This is a genomic window from Sphingomonas arantia (assembly GCF_042682045.1).
Classification (GTDB): domain Bacteria; phylum Pseudomonadota; class Alphaproteobacteria; order Sphingomonadales; family Sphingomonadaceae; genus Sphingomonas_R; species Sphingomonas_R arantia.
In genome coordinates this window covers 597738-614762 of record NZ_JBHUGS010000001.1, presented here as the reverse complement: position 1 = coordinate 614762, position 17025 = coordinate 597738, and the positions used below count along the sequence as shown (strand labels likewise).

Annotated in this window: 15 protein-coding genes; 7 read left to right on the top strand and 8 right to left on the bottom strand. The window is 65.2% G+C overall.

Annotated features, from left to right (window positions below):
- Positions 1 to 6 precede the first annotated feature (6 nt).
- Positions 7 to 717 carry an ATP12 family chaperone protein gene (locus tag ACFSGX_RS02980; RefSeq protein ID WP_380927358.1) on the top strand — a complete coding sequence of 237 codons (711 nt, stop codon included), beginning with the start codon at positions 7 to 9 and terminating at the stop codon, positions 715 to 717.
- Positions 718 to 821: 104 nt separating this feature from the next.
- Here the strand turns inward: ACFSGX_RS02980 and ACFSGX_RS02975 are convergent, their stop codons facing one another.
- The 3 genes from ACFSGX_RS02975 to ACFSGX_RS02965 form a co-directional block, all read right to left on the bottom strand.
- A complete protein-coding gene (locus tag ACFSGX_RS02975) occupies positions 822 to 1814 on the bottom strand; it encodes a hypothetical protein (RefSeq protein ID WP_380927357.1) in 993 nt (330 codons plus the stop codon).
- Between the two features lie 201 nt (positions 1815 to 2015).
- Positions 2016 to 2252 (bottom strand): helix-turn-helix domain-containing protein, encoded by a 237-nt coding sequence (locus ACFSGX_RS02970; RefSeq protein WP_380927356.1) that lies wholly within the window; start codon positions 2250 to 2252, stop codon positions 2016 to 2018.
- Positions 2252 to 2704: a hypothetical protein gene (locus ACFSGX_RS02965; protein ID WP_380927355.1), complete on the bottom strand. Its 453-nt coding sequence runs from the start codon at positions 2702 to 2704 to the stop codon at positions 2252 to 2254. The genes ACFSGX_RS02970 and ACFSGX_RS02965 overlap by 1 nt, the downstream gene beginning before the upstream one ends.
- On the opposite strand from ACFSGX_RS02965, the gene ACFSGX_RS02960 reads away from it, so the two are divergent.
- Together ACFSGX_RS02960 and ACFSGX_RS02955 are read left to right on the top strand one after the other, a co-directional pair.
- Positions 2703 to 3806: an alpha/beta fold hydrolase gene (locus ACFSGX_RS02960; RefSeq protein WP_380927354.1), complete on the top strand. Its 1104-nt coding sequence runs from the start codon at positions 2703 to 2705 to the stop codon at positions 3804 to 3806. The two genes, ACFSGX_RS02965 and ACFSGX_RS02960, sit on opposite strands and share 2 nt — an antisense overlap.
- A gap of 220 nt (positions 3807 to 4026) precedes the next feature.
- Positions 4027 to 5568: a M16 family metallopeptidase gene (locus tag ACFSGX_RS02955; protein WP_380927353.1), complete on the top strand. Its 1542-nt coding sequence runs from the start codon at positions 4027 to 4029 to the stop codon at positions 5566 to 5568.
- Positions 5569 to 5695: 127 nt separating this feature from the next.
- Here the strand turns inward: ACFSGX_RS02955 and ACFSGX_RS02950 are convergent, their stop codons facing one another.
- Positions 5696 to 5953 carry a LysE family transporter gene (locus ACFSGX_RS02950; protein ID WP_380927351.1) on the bottom strand — a complete coding sequence of 86 codons (258 nt, stop codon included), beginning with the start codon at positions 5951 to 5953 and terminating at the stop codon, positions 5696 to 5698.
- Positions 5954 to 6180: 227 nt separating this feature from the next.
- Between ACFSGX_RS02950 and ACFSGX_RS02945 the strand changes: the two genes are divergently transcribed.
- Both ACFSGX_RS02945 and ACFSGX_RS02940 read left to right on the top strand, forming a co-directional pair.
- Positions 6181 to 7350 carry a hypothetical protein gene (locus ACFSGX_RS02945; RefSeq protein WP_380927349.1) on the top strand — a complete coding sequence of 390 codons (1170 nt, stop codon included), beginning with the start codon at positions 6181 to 6183 and terminating at the stop codon, positions 7348 to 7350.
- Between the two features lie 206 nt (positions 7351 to 7556).
- Positions 7557 to 9359, top strand: a complete 1803-nt coding sequence (locus ACFSGX_RS02940; protein WP_380927347.1) for a YbhB/YbcL family Raf kinase inhibitor-like protein — start codon at positions 7557 to 7559, stop codon at positions 9357 to 9359.
- Here ACFSGX_RS02940 and ACFSGX_RS02935 read toward each other — a convergent pair.
- From ACFSGX_RS02935 to ACFSGX_RS02920, 4 genes are all read right to left on the bottom strand, one after another.
- Positions 9326 to 9682 (bottom strand): hypothetical protein, encoded by a 357-nt coding sequence (locus ACFSGX_RS02935; protein WP_380927346.1) that lies wholly within the window; start codon positions 9680 to 9682, stop codon positions 9326 to 9328. The genes ACFSGX_RS02940 and ACFSGX_RS02935 overlap by 34 nt on opposite strands.
- Before the next feature lie 95 nt (positions 9683 to 9777).
- Complete coding sequence (locus tag ACFSGX_RS02930; RefSeq protein ID WP_380927345.1) at positions 9778 to 10320, bottom strand: phosphatase PAP2 family protein; 543 nt, start codon at positions 10318 to 10320, stop codon at positions 9778 to 9780.
- The gene (locus ACFSGX_RS02925; RefSeq protein WP_380927344.1) at positions 10317 to 13487 is read right to left on the bottom strand and encodes an efflux RND transporter permease subunit; all 3171 of its coding nucleotides are present in this window, start codon (positions 13485 to 13487) and stop codon (positions 10317 to 10319) included. Before ACFSGX_RS02925 ends, ACFSGX_RS02930 begins: the two co-directional genes overlap by 4 nt.
- Positions 13484 to 14737: a TolC family protein gene (locus tag ACFSGX_RS02920; protein ID WP_380927342.1), complete on the bottom strand. Its 1254-nt coding sequence runs from the start codon at positions 14735 to 14737 to the stop codon at positions 13484 to 13486. The genes ACFSGX_RS02925 and ACFSGX_RS02920 overlap by 4 nt, the downstream gene beginning before the upstream one ends.
- 127 nt (positions 14738 to 14864) lie before the next feature.
- Between ACFSGX_RS02920 and ACFSGX_RS02915 the strand changes: the two genes are divergently transcribed.
- Together ACFSGX_RS02915 and ACFSGX_RS02910 are read left to right on the top strand one after the other, a co-directional pair.
- The gene (locus ACFSGX_RS02915; RefSeq protein ID WP_380927340.1) at positions 14865 to 15542 is read left to right on the top strand and encodes a response regulator transcription factor; all 678 of its coding nucleotides are present in this window, start codon (positions 14865 to 14867) and stop codon (positions 15540 to 15542) included.
- Positions 15532 to 16890, top strand: coding sequence for a sensor histidine kinase (locus ACFSGX_RS02910; RefSeq protein ID WP_380927338.1), 1359 nt, complete (start codon positions 15532 to 15534; stop codon positions 16888 to 16890). The genes ACFSGX_RS02915 and ACFSGX_RS02910 overlap by 11 nt, the downstream gene beginning before the upstream one ends.
- Positions 16891 to 17025 lie beyond the last annotated feature (135 nt).

Below are 17025 nucleotides of genomic sequence, written 5' to 3'. Positions count from 1 at the left end.
CCAGCCATGAAACGCTTCTGGACCGACGTCGCGGTCGTCCCCGCCGATCCCACGGGCTACGCCATCACGCTCGACACCCGCCCGGTCCGCACGCCGATGCGCCTGCCGCTCGTCCTGCCGACCCGCGCACTGGCCGACGCCGTCGCCGCAGAATGGGAGGCCCAAGGCGAGGAAGTCGACCCGCGCACCATGCCCATGACCGGCCTGTCGAACGCCGCGATCGACCGCGTGATGCCGGACCCCGCGCTGTTCGTGGACCAGATCGCCGCCTACGCCGAAACCGACCTGCTCTGCTACCGCGCCGACGCGCCCAATACACTGGTCGCGCGTCAGGCTGAGGCCTGGGACCCGCTCCTGGCCTGGGCCCGCACCCGCTACGACGTCACACTCCGCGTCACGACCGGCATCGTCCACGTGGCGCAACCCCCCGAAACGCTCGCCCGCCTCCGCACCGCCGTCGCCGCCCACGACGCCCACGCGCTCGCCGCCCTCTCCCCGCTCACCACCATCGCCGGCTCGCTCATCGCCGCCCTCGCCGTCGCCGACCGCCACCTCGACGCCGACACCGCCTTCGACCTCACCCACCTCGACGAACTCTGGCAAGTCGAACGCTGGGGCGAAGACACCCTCGCCACCGAAGCCCGCATGCTAAGGAAAGCGGACTTCATGGCCGCGGCACGGTTTCTGGCTCTTTCCGCTCCGTCGGCAGCAGACTGATAGGACCTCTTTGAACCCGCCATCCTGACGGACGGCAGGATTCATTATCAGTCCGCCCGCAATGAAATGCCTGACCCCAACACCTTGGCATCGCCAATGTTCGCTCACGCCTGCGATGCGCCATTGCCGAGCGCGGCGAGATAACGCCGCACCTGCGGTCGGCGATCGTCGGAAAAGAACAGGTAATGCGTAATCAGCCAGGCGTGGAACGGCGTCCATTCAGTGCGCTCGCTCGTGTCGAGATAGCGGCCATCGAACAGACGTTCGAGCGGATATCCGCCGTAGAAGCGGATCACCCGGTCGCTGTTCTCCGGCGCGCGGCCATACTCAACGATTCGTCCGTCACGCACCGTTATCGTTGAGAAGAGTTGCCCAAACCCGTCGAGATACCAGCGAGGATAGGCGCCGGGAAAATAGGTCATCAGCCAGTGCTGCGCGAACAACGAATATAATATGGACGTGGCCGGAACCGCGACCGAGAGTTCATTGGGCTGCGGCACGCCGAATGCACTGTCGGCTAGGCCGAGTAGCGGCACGACGCCCGCCACCTGCGCACCGCCGGCACCCGGCTGCACGCCCGGAAGGATCCCCGTCAACGCCCCCAAGTTCAACCCTTGCTGCAGCACGGCTGTCTGATCGAAACGGCTCGACGCCATGACCGCGCCTTCGTCACGCGGATCGTAATAACGCGCAATCATGAACGGGCGCGCGAACGGACCCTGCTGCCAGCGAGTGTTGTGCAGATCCATTGCCTCGAAGTCCGCGACGCCCCCGATCAGCGTGATCCGCAGCTTGACCGTGTCGTCGTCAGCCGATCCGCGCCCCATTAGTCCGGACAAGAGTAGATGCAGCGTTTCGAGGTTGCGGGCGATGCGTATCAATTCCGCCTCGGTGCCGTCACTCAGCACGCGCACATGGCTCGTTTCCGCTTCGCGCCACTGACTTGGACGGCTCCGGACGCCGGTGACCATGATCTCCGAAGACGATGGTTCTGCCGCTAGTGCCGTCGTCGGCGACGCCGCCTGCGCATCCGCGGATACTGGTGCGCACGCCAGTAACGTCAGAAAGGCAAGTCGCCACATCAGCTTCTCTCCCACAATCTGCTTTTCGACCGTAGATCATGACCTGCTGAACCATGCAATCGTACCCGTAAACCAAGGCTCCGGCGTTCTGATTCGAAAGGAAATTGGGAAGCCGCAGGCGTTCCCACTCAACGATCTCAATCGAGAAGCCGCTGCGCTTCCCCCTGCCGGGGAACGCTTTGCGAGGGTAGCAACGACGCGGACTAGAACCTTGGTCTACTCCGGCTCAGGTCCCTGAAGGTCTGCGTCCGACGCCTCATAACCAAGAATGTCGCCGGGCTCGCATTCGAGATAGCGGCATATCGCGGCAAGAGTGGAGAATCTCACGCCCCTGACTTTGCCCGACTTCAGCAGCGATAGGTTCGATTCCGTAATGCCCACGGCCCGCGCCAGCTCGTTGGAGCGCACTTTCCGCCGGGCCAGCATGACATCGAGGTTGACGATCACGGGCATCAGACGATCTCCGCAAGGTCCTGTTCGGCCCTCAGTCCCGCAGCGAGCGCCCAAGTGACGGCGAGTGCGACTAGAGCCAGTAGCAGGTTCAGGACAAGGCGTTGGAACTCCATGCTCAGATAGAAGCGCACGGGGGGCCCGAATGCCTGCATCAGGACGGTGGTCCGAATGCTTTCTCCAAGCGGTATAAGTGGTGCCGCAACTAGCGCGAAGACCGCCGCCCTGCGCAGCCACGGCAACGCGCGCGCCAGATCGTGGCCCTTACGTTGTCCGAGTGCATGGACCCCTAACGCCACTGACAGAAGCAGGCCGACCACCGGAAGGTCGATCACGAGTTGCGCGAAGAAAAGCTCGAGGCGAACCGTGGGAAGTCCGAGGTGCAGATCGAGCAAATCCGCCGCATTGGTCATTGCCGCGGCCGTATTGCGCAGTCGATCCGACAGCAGCGTCATGGGAACACCGACGGCGGCGCACCCGCCACGCATGCAATCAATCTGCAGCGCCAGGAAGCGCGGCGCGAACAGCACTACCGCGATCGATGCCGCTTGCAGCAATCCCGCCAGACCGAATGCGCAGCCGAGCCATCGGCATGCCCGTGCTCGACCAACGCTCATTGAATATTCGTGCACCGAATATACCTTTCTGTTTTACAGCAAACATATTCCTCCTTACAGGAAGAAGCGGTTTCCGGCGACCCGGAAGGTCGTCTGCCTCAAGGGAATTCTCATGCGGTATCGCAGCATGGCTCTCGCTTCGCTTTTGCTTCTGGGCGGCTGCACCGCAGTCGTGAAGCAATCGAGCTTTTTTCCGGCATCGGTCAAGCCGCCAGAGGGCGCGCTTGTCCCTCCTCCGGGCTACAAAGTGGAGGACATGGTGATGGCATTGCCTGGTCTTGGCCGTGTTCACGCGGTTCGCCTGAGCAATCCGCAGAGTAGTGCAACGGTCCTCTACGCAGGCGGGAACATGAGTTTCGTGGCTGGGCAAAGCGCCACCGTCGCGGCCCTTGCCGAAGCAACCCGCGCAAACATCATTCTGTACGACTATCCGGGGCGTGGCGGCACCGATGTGCCGGCGACGGTCGATGCTCTGATCTCCTTCGGACCTGCTTTCATTGCCCAGTTGCGCGCCCAGAACTGGCTCGGCTCCGAGCCGCTCTTCGTCTATGGACTGTCGTTCGGAGGAAGTCAGGCCGCAGGGATCGCGCGGCAGGCAAAGGCCGCGGGTCTGATTCTTGAGGGCAGTGCTGCCGATATAGCGGCAATCGGCCGCAATGCCGTGCCGACTCTGATGAAGCCATTCGTACATGTCCGAACCGATGCGGATCTCGCGCGCTTCGACTATGAAGGATATGCGATCGAGTCTGCGGCACCGATCCTGCTGATTTCGTCGCAGGACGATCAGGTTGTCCGTCCCCAGATCATGACCGACTTCGCTGCTCGGCTTCGTGAACGCGGAGCATCAGTCACGACCGTAAGCGTCCCAGGTCCGCACGGCCGGGCGTTACGTGAGGCTGCTGCAATCGCTGCCGTCCGACGGTTTACCGCCGGTAAGTGATTGTTGCGCGCGGCCCGGTAAGAGCTTCTCCCGAAACACCATCGAGTCCGAGAACGTCGCGCCTTCTCGCAGGCCGTTACCCATCGAGAACAGCAATCGGGGTTTTACCTTCCGGCTCGTAGGTCACGTTCCTGCCTCATCAGGGGGCAAATCAACGATCCTGCCTGCTGGTGATGTTGGCGCGACGTAGGCAGGCAGCCGATAGAGGAGCGGACCTTAGATGCGGAAACATGGCCTTGCGTCGATGCGCTCCATCCTCATCTCGCTGTTCGTATTTTCTTCGTCAGGACTTACTGCGGATAGGGCGCCGGCACCCGATAGCGTCAGTTCAGGATCTACGAACCGCCCGTCTTCCGATCGGAGTATTCCCGCGATCGGTCGTCTCGGGAACGGCGTACGGTTTGCGATCCTGCCCCGACACGGCAATGAACCGGGCGTCGCGCTGCTCATGCGCAACGAAGGCGGCTTTATCGCCGAGCACCGACCCGGCGAGCGCGGTCTGGCGCATTTGATTGAGCATGTCGTGTTTCACAGTCCAACGGTGGGGTCTCCGGATGACCTTGATCATTTCACCCGTGTCGGTCTGCAACTGACACTTCCCGCTCCCCACGTGGCGACAACGAGCTGGCGCGAAAGCAACTATTTTCTGTCAAGCAAGACCGCACAAACCGGTGACCTGGACAGCATTCTGGCCCTACTCCGGGAAGCCGCGTCCGACCTGACGTTCAGACCTGACAGTGTGGATGGTCAGCGTACTTCTGTCATGCAGGAAATGGCGGCCAAGAAGCTCGGCAACGAGATCTACGCCAGCTACATCGCGGCCGTCGCGCCGGGTTCGCCGAATGACGTGATCGACGCGCAGAACTCGGACGATGTCCCGACCGCGAGCATCGATACCATTCGCGGGCTATACCAACGTCTGTACCGTCCCGAGAACATGGTGATCGTGGTTGTCGGCAATGTGAAGGTCGATGAAACGAGGGCGCTGATCGAGAAGCGTTTTAGGAGTTGGAAGCGTACGCAGCCCAGCCCGCGCCATGCGCCCTTCCCGATGTTTGAGCGTGATCGAATCCGCCCGATCAGCTTCTCCGCGCTTCCGCAAGGGCGCCGAACGGCGTTGGTAGCAGTGGTCATGCCGACACCGGCCCCGCCATCGTCGCGTGATCGCCAGGCACGTGCCGACATTATGGACTTGCTCGTCACGCGTGCGATCAACGATCGGCTCGTCGCTCTCCAGCCGAACAGTCCGCGCGGCAAGGTCGGCATGTTCATCGAGAATGGCGAGCAAGGTCATCGCCAGATCATGCTCTGGGATAACTACATCGGCGATCAATGGGAACTGGCGGTCGCGGGTTTGCGGAAGACGGCGTGTGACCTGGCCACGTCCGGCTTTACGCCAAAGGAATGGGCTACGGCCAAGCGGAATCTTGTCGCCGATCTCGAACATCGCACGGCGGAGATGCCGAAGGTGGCAAACGTAGACCTCGCGAAAGACCTCTCCCACGCGCTTGCCGACGGCCGATACCTGATCCCGGCCGATGAACTGCTCCGTTACGCACGGGCCACGCTCCTACACATGGATGCGCGTTCGGGAAGCAGATGGTGGCGTCAACAATGGCGCAATGGCGTCGAGCACCTGCGGGTGGAGGCACCTGAACTGGCCAAGGTGACTAGCCCAGTAGCTGCGATCCGGGCGGCAGCCGATAGAGCTGTCAGCGCGCGACCTGCAAGGTGGCCTGACCGACACATAGCAATCTCATAGAACCGAAGAGAGACGGGGTTGCTGTTCTTAAACCTCATTACAAGCGCCTTTTGGGAAGCTCATTCCATTCTCTTCTCAGGATCGATTCCGAGAAGCCCCCGCTCAACCTACACGAATTGCCACGCCGCTATCGCGACACGCCCGACCGCGCCAGCAGCAGCCCGAAGCCTACCAGCAGCCCGCCGAACGCCCGGTCGATCCAGTGGCGCACGGCAAGGATACGGTCCCGCACGCGCCCGGCTGAAAAGAACATGGCGACCAGTCCGAACCAGACGATGTGCGCGATCGAGATAAAAGCACCATAGCCAAGCTGCGTTGCCAGCGGCGTCGATGGCTGGACCACCTGCATGAACAGGCTGACCACGAAGATCGCGGAACCTTTCACCTTGGCTTGCCTGCTGGAATAGGGCTGTCGCTAAACTCAGGACATGCGCGACATAAACAAGCAGACCCGCGAAAGCGGACGGTTACCCTAGCGGCGGGTGTGCCGTGTGCTTGAGCAGTATCGGTTGATGCAGCGCTCGGGTAGCTGGCACCGCCCTCCCCACTCTTTGCTATTGGCCGATCTTCCGCCATTATCGATCATCACCGGATCGACGAGGAAGACATGCAATGCTGATCCTCCTGTTGCTCGCACTAGCGCAGCCAGCCGCATCTCCGGTCGCGCCTACCGATCAGACCATCACCATAACCGGCGTCAGCCTCAAGGTGACCGGTGACGCGCTGGAAAGCTGCCTTGCGCGCGCTTGCCCTCCCGCTGAGGATATCGCGACATCGATGACTCACGCGGAAAACCAGCTGATCGCGGGCGATCTCCAGGGCGCGCGCACTACGCTCCTGAAATCGACCGGCCGCAACAAACCCCATGCCAAGAAGCTGCCTGTACCGGTCAGCAACCTGCTCTTCTTTAACGCGGAGGTTGCCAGCCTATCGGGGCTCACCGACTCCGGCCGGATCGGCACGATCGATTCGCTGTCCGCACTGAAGGCTGGCCTGCCAAAGGACGGGCCGCAGGTGGCCACCCAGCGGCTACTGGTGGCCGACGTCTTTCGACGTGAAGGTCGCTACCCGACGGCTGTGAAAATGTACGACGCGATCGCCGATCAGGCCGCGCGCTCGGGGTGGCCGAGCCTTCAGGCCGCCGCCATGTTCCGGTCGCTGGCCTTCTATGCGACCGCCGCCAGCATCAGCCCTGCCTACCGGGGCGAGGCCCGCCGCCGCTATGCCGCGCTACGCCGCCTCACCACCCCCGCCTCGCAGACGGTCCGTGACGCCTCCGCCCTGCTGGAGGCCAAGTTGCTGATCATGTCCGACACGAAGGCGAACATCGACGATGTCCTGCAACAGGTGAAGACCAAGCGGACGACCACGCCAATGCTGGTAATGATGCCACCTGTCGATCTCGGTACGACTCTTACTCGGACCGGCGGAACATCGAGCATCACACGCAACCAGTGGGTCGATTTCCGCTTCCGGATCACCGGCGACGGTACCGTTGAGGATATAGAGCAACTGACCCGGGCGCCCAACGCTCAAGGCGAGTGGATCGAACGCGCACAACGGGCACTGGCCGATCGGCGCTATCTGCCGCTCGCGCTACCGCCCGGTTCCACCGGCCTGTGGCGGCGGGAACGCTTCATGGTTGTCGCGGACCAGGTGGCGTCGGATCGATCGCGAATCCGCACCCATGTCGGGAAACCCCGGCTCCACATCCTCGATCTAACTCCGGATGCCGACGCGGAGCTTGGTGCTGCGTCGAACTTGTCCCCGCGCACCCAATAAGGATGGTGCCGTTCCGAACGTTTGCGATCGAGCATATCCGACAGCAGCTGATTGTTTCAGGAAACCCGTGGATACCGGGGCTAACATATCAGCGGCTTAAAATTGGCACCACGTCAGTAAACGGCAACCCGACGCAATCAGCCGGGTTAACTGCACGGTGCAGTCACCAGCCGCGAATTGTTGCTGAGCCGCCTCGAGGATATGTCATGAAAGCTGCCCTGCTTGCGTCCGCGCTGCTGCTGACCGCCGCTACGCCCCTCTTTGCCCAGAGCAGCCCGGAGGATAACGACAAGCGGCCGGTGAGTGCGCATTTCTACGAACTGACCCCGTTGAAGCCGGGGCCCGGTTTCGCCGCAAGCCTGAAGCTGCCGCGCGGCTATCGGGCAAGCGTCTGGGCGAGCGGGCTTGGCAATTCGCGCATGCTTGCGGTGGCACCCGATGGCGCGGTCTATGTCAGCCGTCGGTCGGAGGCGGACATCGTCCGGCTGGTCGACGCCAACGAAGACGGGCGGGCTGACGGGCCACCGACGATCATCGTCAACCGTCCCGGCCTTCACGGGCTGACGATCCATGACGGTCAGCTCTACTTCATGACCGCAAGGGAGGTGTTCCGCGCGCCGTTGCGCGCAGACGGCGGCATTGGCGCGGTCGAAACACTGATCGACGACCTGCCCGACGCGGGACAGCATCTGAACCGCACGCTCGCGGTCGGACCTGACCGGATGCTCTACATCAGCGTAGGGTCGACGTGTAACGCCTGCGACGAATCCAGTCAGGAGAATGCGACGCTGCTGCGCGCCAGCCTCGACGGCAAGACCCGTGCGATCTGGTCGTCGGGCCTGCGCAACACGATCGGCTTTGGCTGGCACCCTGTGACGGGCGAGCTGTGGGGTTGGGATCAGGGGATCGACTGGCTGGGCAACGACTTGCAACGCGAGGAGGTGAACCGGCTTGAGCGCGGCGGCCGCTACGGCTGGCCGTACATCTTCGAGAAGGGCGAGCGTAATCCCCAGGACGAGCCCCCCGGCGGCCTGACCGCCGCGCAGTGGGCGACGTCGTCAACCAACCCGGCGTTGCTCCACGTTGCGCACAGCGCGGGGATGCAATGGGCGTTCCACCCCGGCGGCGGCTTTGGCCCCGACGTGGCGGGCGACGCCTTTGTCGCGCTTCGCGGGAGCTGGAATAGGAAGCCGGCATCGGGCTATGAACTGGCGCGCGTGCGTTACGACGCGAGCGGCCGTCCGACCCGTATCGAACCCTTCGTGAGCGGTTTCATGAGTCGCGACGGGACCGGCCATTATGGCCGCCCCTGCGGCGTTGCGATCATGCGCGACGGGTCGATCCTGATGTCGGACGATGCCAACGGCATTATTTATCGCATCACCTACGACGGTGCGACCGGGCAGGCCGCACCTTATCAGCCACCAGCCCAGCCAATGCTCCGACAGGCCGCCGTCGGCTCGGGCGTCCCGCTCGCGCTTCAGCGTCCCGAGACGCGTGAGCGTGGCGCGACGTCGATCGCGGTCACCGCCGCAGCCTTTCGTGCGAACGGGGCGATCCCGCGCGAGCATAGCGAATATGGTCTCGGCATTTCGCCGGAGCTGAGCTGGACGGCGGTCCCGGGCGCCCGATCCTATGCGATCGTCACGGAGGATCCTGACGCCGCCGATCCCAAGCCCATCGTCCACTGGGTTGCATGGAACGTACCGGCGGGCACCACCCGGCTGCCCGCCGGCCTTCAAGAGCGCGATCGGCTGACGGGCGGGCCACTGGAGGGGATCATGCAGGGTGCGACGTCACGCGGTTCAGTGGGGTGGCAGGGTCCCCGCCCGCCGAAGGGCGACCGCCCGCACCGCTATCATTTCCAGTTGCTCGCGCTCGATCGCGATCTTGACCTGCCGCTGGGCGCAACCCGCGACCAGGTCCTTGCCGCCGCTCGAGGTCATATTCTGGCGGCTGGTGAACTGGTCGGCACTTATGCGGAACCAGCTGGCGGATCGGGGCGCTGACGACGCTCCGGCAGCTCGCGGCGGGTGCGCTGCTTCTGATGCACGCGCCTGCCGCGGGGCAGGACATGCCAACCATAGATACGGAAGACGCATCGCTCGGTTCGGTATTCGTAGCTCCTGGCAGCAGAAGCGGACGAATTCATCCGATCCTCTCGCTGGACCTGCGGAACGGCGATTTCGCACGCGCCAATTTTGACAACGACGCGGCCGATCTTGATCGTCCGCCGGTCCACGCCCGGTTCGGCTTCGCGGGGAATTTGCACCGAAAGGGAGAAGGAAATACCGCCGTATTTATCACATCCAACAGCTCCAACGGTCTGCATGCGCCGGGCTGGCCCTTATACCCGGCTCCAGGCTTCGACAGTTTCGGGATTGCTGTCTTCCGCCGACTGCATCAATCAGCGTGGAGGTAAATGGGCTAAAACCGAAACGCTACGTCGATGCCGCCACCGCCGTGCGTCGACCAAGGGGTCAGCCTCACTCGATCATCTTTCCGGCTGGTCAGCAGCAGACCGCTCATGCTCCCGATCGCCGCGCCCGCCAGGACGTCGTGGACATAGTGCTTGTCTGCCTGGACGCGGGCGAGCCCGACGAAGCTGGCAACCGCCAGGGCCGGCAGGCCGGCCTTCCAGCCGTAGCGCTTCTCCAGCGTCGCCGCCGCGGCGAACGACACCGACGTATGACCCGACGGAAAGCTGCGGTTGTCGCTCCCGTCGGGCCGGCGCTCGTGGATCAGCTCTTTCAAAACATAGGTCGTGCCGCCTGCCGCCAGCAGGCTCGTCCCGGCTTCGAGATCGCCGCGCCAGTCGCCCTGCACCGCAGGAACGCCCAGAGCGGTGCCGACCAGCAGGGTTCGGCCGATGCCGCTCGCCTTCGCCCAGCCCCGCGTCCCCGCAACGGCTGGTACTGGTGCTGTGATAACGAGTCCGGCGACCAGAACGATCGCTCCGTGACGGATCATGCAATTGCCTCCTCATGTTCGGGTGCGTTGCGGCCTGCAATCAGGCGGTAGAGGCTAGGGAGCAGCAGCAGGGTTAGTACGGTCGATGTGACGATCCCGCCGATCACGACCGTGGCAAGGGGACGCTGCACCTCCGCCCCCGCTCCACTCGCGATCGCCATCGGCACGAAACCGATCGCCGCGACCAGCGCGGTGGAGAGCACCGGCCGCAACCGGTCGCCCGCGCCCTGGCGGACCGCGTCATCAACCGGCAGCGCGTCACCATCGCGGCCGTCGCGCAGCGAGTTGATGTGATCGACCAGCACCAGCCCGTTGAGCATCGCAATACCGGAGAGCGCGATGAAGCCGATTGCCGCGGTGATCGAGAACGGCATGCCGCGCAACCACAGCGCCAGCACGCCGCCGGTCACGGCGAACGGAATGCCGGTATAGACGATCGCCGCCTCCTTCACGCTGCCGAGCGCTGCGTAAACGAGCAGGAAGATAAGCAGCAGCGCGGCGGGCACGACGATCGACAGCCGCTTTTGCGCGGCTTCCAGTTGGCGGAACTGGCCGCCAAACTCGATCCGGTACCCCGGCGGCAGCTTGACCTGACCGTCCACCGCCGCGCGCGCCGCCTGGACGTAGCCGGCAAGGTCGCTGGTGTTCAGGCTGACCATCAGCGCCGCCCGCCGATTGCCGCTGTCGTGCAGGATCGGTTCGACAGTGCGCATCTCGCGCAGCCGCGCGACGCGCGACAGCGGCAACATCCCGTACTCGCCGACGCGGAGCGGCAGTGCGAGGATCGCGGACGGGTTCGCGCGCAAGGTTTCGGGCATCCGCACGACGATCGCGTGCCGCGCCTCGTTGTGTGGGATGAAGCCGACCTCGGTCCCGGCGATCGCGTCAGTGACCGCCTTGTTGACCTCCGCGGTGCTCAGTCCGAGCCGCAGCAGGGCGGCATGGTTCAGTTCGATCACGATGCTCTTCGGCCGCCCCGCCGTCTCGAACTCGACGCTCTCGGTGCCCTTCTGCCGTTCGAGGATCGCCTTGGCTTGCCTCGCCACGCGTTCGAGGACGTCGTAATCGTCGCCGAAAATCTTGACCGAGACGTCGGCCCGCACGCCCTCCAGCATCTCGTTGAACCGCATCTCGATCGGCTGCGCGAACTCGAATGTCTGACCGGCGTAGACGCGCTCGCCGACCTTGCGGATACCGGCGATCAACTCGTCCTTGGTCGCGGGCTTGCCGTCGCCCTGCGGCCAGTCCTTTTCGGGGCCATAGAAGATATAGAGGTCGTTCTCGTTCGGCGGCATCGGGTCGGTTGCGACCTCGCTCGTGCCGATCCGCGAGAAGGTGTGCGTCACCTGCGGGAACTGGCGGCGGATTTCGCGTTCCGTTGCCTGCTCGATCGCAAGGCTGCGCTCCAGCGACATGCCGACCGGCCGATAGACCATCGCGGTGATCGCGCCCTCGTCGAGCTGCGGCGTGAACTGCGATCCGAGCGTGCGGAACACGCCGAAGGTCAGGCCCAGCAGCAGCACCGCCCCGATGATCAGCAACCAGGGATGTCCGATCGCCCGTTCGAGCGTTGGTACATACCACCGCTCGGCATACCCGATCAGTCCTTTGTGCCGTCCGTCCTGCTGCTCGCTCGCAGGAGCGCGCAGCAGCCATGCGGACAGCATCGGCACAATCGTGAAGGTCCAGACCAGCCCGGCGACGATCGCCAGCATCACGGCCTGCGCCATCGGCTGGAACAGCTTGCCCTCGACCCCGCCGAGGCTGAGCACCGGCACATAGACCAGCGCGATGATCGCGATGCCGAAGATCGTCGGGCGCGCGACCATGCGCGCTGCATCCGCCACAGTCGCGCGGCGCTCCTCGGGCGTCAGGTCCTCGCCCTTGGCGCGCCGTCGCTCGGCAAGCAGCCGCAGGCTGTTCTCCACCACCACGATCGCCCCGTCGACGATCAGCCCGAAGTCGAGCGCGCCCAGGCTCATCAAATTGCCCGACACCCCGATCGCGTTCATCCCCGTCACCGTGACCAGAAAGGCGAGCGGGATGACGAGCGTCACGATCAGCGCTGCGCGCCAGTTCCCCATCACGACCAGCAGCACCAGCGCGACGAGCAGCGCGCCTTCGCCCAGGTTGCGCGCGACCGTCGAAATGGTGCGGTCGACCAGATCGGCACGACTATATTGCTCGTCGATCACCATGCCCTTGGGCAGCGCCGCCTGGATGTCGGGAAGCGTGTCCCGGGCGCGCAGCGCGACCTCGCGGCTGTTCTGTCCGACCAGCATCATGACCGTGCCCAGCACGGTTTCGCGCCCGCTCTGCGTGGCGGCTCCCTGCCGTGGTGCCGCACCGATCACGACGTTTGCCAGGTCGCGGACCTGCAGCGGTAGCACACCGGCGGCGAACTTGACCGGGATCGCACCGATCTCGGCCGCATTGGTGACGCGGCCATTGGTCAGAACGGTGAAGCGCTCCGCCCCGCGCGCGATGATGCCGCCGCCGGCATTCTCGACATTCTTGCCGACCGCCTCGGCAAGTTCGGTCGCAGTGACGCCGTGCATGGTCAGGCGTATCGGATCCGGCGCGACCACATACTGCTGCTCCAGCCCGCCATTGGTGTTGACGTCGGCGACGCCGGTTACCGCGCGGAGCATCGGGCGGACGGTATATTCCTGCGCTTCATACAGCTCCATCAGCTGCCGCTGCGCATCCATCCCTGCCGGCGGACGCTTCCACTCGAGCGTGTAGTAATAGATCTCGCCGAGCCCGGTGGTGATCGGCGCGAGCTGCGGCGTGGTACCGGGCGGCAACTGGTCGCGTACCGCGTTCAGCCGTTCCGTGACGAGCTGGCGCGCGCGCATCTGGTCGGTGCCGTCGGCGTAGAGCAACGTGACCTGGCTCAGGCCGGTCTTGGTCAGCGCGCGGGTCTCGGTCAGCCCCGCCTGCCCCGCCATCGCGCGCTCGATCGGCAACGTCGCCAGCCGCTCGATCTCCTCAGGCGCCAGCGACGGCACCATCGTGTTCACCTGCACCTGGACGCCGGTGATATCCGGGATCGCGTCGATCTGCAGCGTGGCGAACGACCATAGCCCGATCGCCGCCATGACCGCGGTGATCGCCGCGATCACCAGCCGGCGGCGGGTGACGAAATCGAGCAGCGCCGCGATCATCGAGCGAGCGCGTTGCCGCCGTTGAGCGTGCGCAGCTGGAGATACGCTGCCATCGCCTCGCGCCGCGTATCGAGGACCGCGTTGGTCGCCTCGACATAGGTCTGCTGCATCTGCATGTAGGTGGTCAGCGGGATCGCGCCGAGCCGGTAGTTGCGGTCTGCGTCCTCCGCGGCGCTGGCAAAGCTCTGCGGCGACGCCCCGTCCCATTTCGCCAGCGCCTGCCGCTTGGCTTCATATTGCGCCGCTTGGTCGAACACGTCGCGCGCGATGCGCCGTTCCGCGTTGAGCAGCGTCGCGTTCGCCTGCGCCTGCCGGCTCTGCTCGATCGCCACGTCGCCCGCCTGCCGGTTCCACAGCGGGATCGTCGTCGACAGCCGGACGCCGTAGTTCGTTTCGCGGATATCGGACCGCGCCCGATCATAATAAGGCCCGACACCGACCGTCGGGAACCGCGCCCGGCGCGCCAGATCGACGCGCAGCCCCTGCTGCTCGAACTGCGCGCGCAACGCCTGCAGTTCGAAGTTGTTGGCGCTGGCGCGCTCGGCCAGCGCTTGGCCGGACGCCAGATCGGGCAGGCTCATGTCCGGCCGGATGATCCGCAGGCGCGCCGCGAACGCTGCCCCGCGCAACTGGTTCAGCTCGTACAGCGCGGAGTTCGCCTCCGCGTCGGCGATGGCCGCGGTCCGCTCCGCACTGATCGCGCCGCCCTGCAACGACGCCGCTTCCAGCCGCGGCGCGGGCCCCGCCGGATCACGCGCGACGATGACGCGGGCCAGCTCGCGCATCCGCTGCGCCACGGTGCGCGCCACTCCCGCCTTCTCGTCCGCCGCGAACAGCGCGTAGCCGAGGGTCCGCGCGCGTGCCGCCAGCGTCGCGTCGAACTGTTCGAGGCCGATCTTCGCTAGCCCCACCTGCCGGTCTGCGATCGCACGACGCAGTGCGATCCGTCCTCCGAACTCGATCGGCTGGACGATCGACACGGTATAGGTCAGCCCGTCGCCAAGCGGCGCACCGGTCGTGCGGTCGTCGGCAGTGCGCTGGCCGAACTCGACGACGGCCTCCGGATCCGCCCAACGCCCCGCAGCGGACCGCTCGACCCCGGCCGTTTCGATCTGACGCTGGTAGAACTGTCGTTCCGGGTTGTTCGCGACGACATCCTGGACCAGCCGATCGAGTGAAAGACCCGTCGTCTGGGCCGCGGCGGGTAATGGGATCGCGGCCACCAGGAGCGCGATGACGCTGGTTCGCATGCTTTGCTTTCGACGAAGAGTGATCCTTCGCTACGCAGGTGAACGCGCCCTCGTCGATTAAATCCGGGTTCATAGTCTGAACTGCTATTCAGTTGACGCGAGCGCGGACATTCGGCGAAGCAGGGCGATGCCGCGGATACTCCTGATCGAAGACGACGCAGGGACGGCGAACGAGATCGCACTCGAACTCGCCGCCAGCGGTTACGCGGTCACACACCGGACCAACGTCGCCGAAGCGCTCGCTGCTGTGCGCGACGCGGATGTCGACCTGCTGATCGTCGACCGACAGCTGCCCGATGGAGAGGGGCTGGACCTGATCGCCCGAATGCGTGCGGAGGGGCGTCGCACACCCGCGTTGGTGCTGAGCGCGCTCGGCAGCCTCGACGACCGGGTCCGCGGCCTGCGCGCCGGGGGCGACGACTATCTCCCCAAGCCGTTCGCGCTTGTCGAACTGGTTGCGCGCGTCCAGGCGCTGCTCCGTCGCCCGAACGAAACCCGCGAAAACCGGCTGATCGTCGGGCCGCTAGACCTCGACCTGCTCGCCGGCCGCGGCACGCGCGCCGGCCGCGCGCTCGATCTCCTGCCGCGCGAACTGAAGCTGCTCGACTATCTCGTCCGCCGGCCGGGACGGATCGTCACCCGCTCGATGCTGCTGCAGGACGTCTGGGGCTACACCTTCGAACCCAACAGCAACGTCGTCGACGTCCACATGGGCCGCCTGCGGCGCAAGGTCGATGCCGACGGCGAACCGCAACTGATCCGCAACGTGCGTGGGCAGGGCTATGTTTTCGATATTGCCGGCTGACCGGACCGGCGCGCGCGCCCGCGCGACCTGGCGCTGGGGCGGTGCGATCGCCGGGATGCTGATCGTCCAGTCGATCGTGCTGGCCGCGCTGTTCTGGATGCTCGCATCCGGCAGTCACCGGCGCGAGGCGGAGCGCGGCTTTGCACAGGACTGCCGCGTGCTCGCCCAGTTGTCCCCCGATACGAGGCGATCGGAGCTGCGCCACTGGCTCACCCGCGACATCCACCGCGACCGCTTCCTCGCGCTGTTCGATGCGCACGGCACGCTGATCGACGGTAATGTCGCCGTCCTGCCGCCGCACACGCCAGGTGCCGCCTCGTTCGTCGCGCCGGTCCGGCCGACCGAGCTACCCGGCAAGACCAGCGACGTCGCGCGGCTCGTCGTCTGTCCGATGCCCGACGGTACGCGCCTGCTCACCGGCGTCGATCTCGACGATTCGGAGGAGGCGCTGCACGTCGTCGAACGGTCGGTCGCCTTCGGGCTGATCCCCGGTCTGCTGCTCGCGATCGGTGTCGGCCTGTTCGCTGGTCGCCGTGCCGCGCGACAGGTCGATGCGGTCCGCGCGCTGACCGAACGGATCGTCGCGGGCGATCTTGAACGCCGCCTCCCCGTCGGACGGCATCCTGACAGTTTCGGCCTGCTCTGCGCCCATATCAACGTGATGCTCGATCGGCTGGAGGCGCTCGTCCTCGACGTGCGCGGCGTGGGGGACGACATCGCGCATCAGCTCCGCACCCCCCTCACGCGCCTGCGCGCGCGGCTCGAACGCGGCTTGCGTGATGCCGACGATGCCGCATCCGTCGAGGCGACGGGCGACGCCGCGCTTGCCGAGATCGATCAGCTGCTCGGCATCGTTGCCGCGCTACTCCGCGTCCGCGAGCTCGAGGACCACGCCCGCCGCAGCCGATTTGCCCCGGTCGATCTCGCAAAGCTGGCCGAGGACGCCTGCGAGCTGCACCGCCCGACGGCCGAGGACCGCGGGATCGACCTTGTCTGCGAAATCGAACCGGTGGGCGATGTCGAGGGCGATGCGAGCCTGCTGATCGAGGCGATGTCGAACATGATCGACAACGCCATGAAGTTCGGACCGCCCGGCGGACGCGTGACGCTCTCGCTCCGGCAGGATCACGGTGCGGCGGTCATCACCGTCACCGACGAAGGGTCCGGCGTACCGATTGCCGAGCGCCCGTTGGTCACGCAGCGTTTCTATCGCGGCCGGCATGACCGCGAGGGCGCAGGTCTTGGGCTGAGCCTGGTCAAGGCGATTGCGGACCTGCACGGCTTTTCTTTGCGCTTTGCCGAACACGGTAGTGCGGTCTCGCTGATCGGACCGGAACATAGTCTTTGAAACCGAATTTGGACACCCTCCGATGCGGCCCAACGTACGTGCCAGGACAACATGCAGGGTGAACCTGCATCGTACCGCTCCGAGAGGACGTCTCATGCGTCATTGACTGCTCGCCACCGCCTCTCTTCTGGCAAC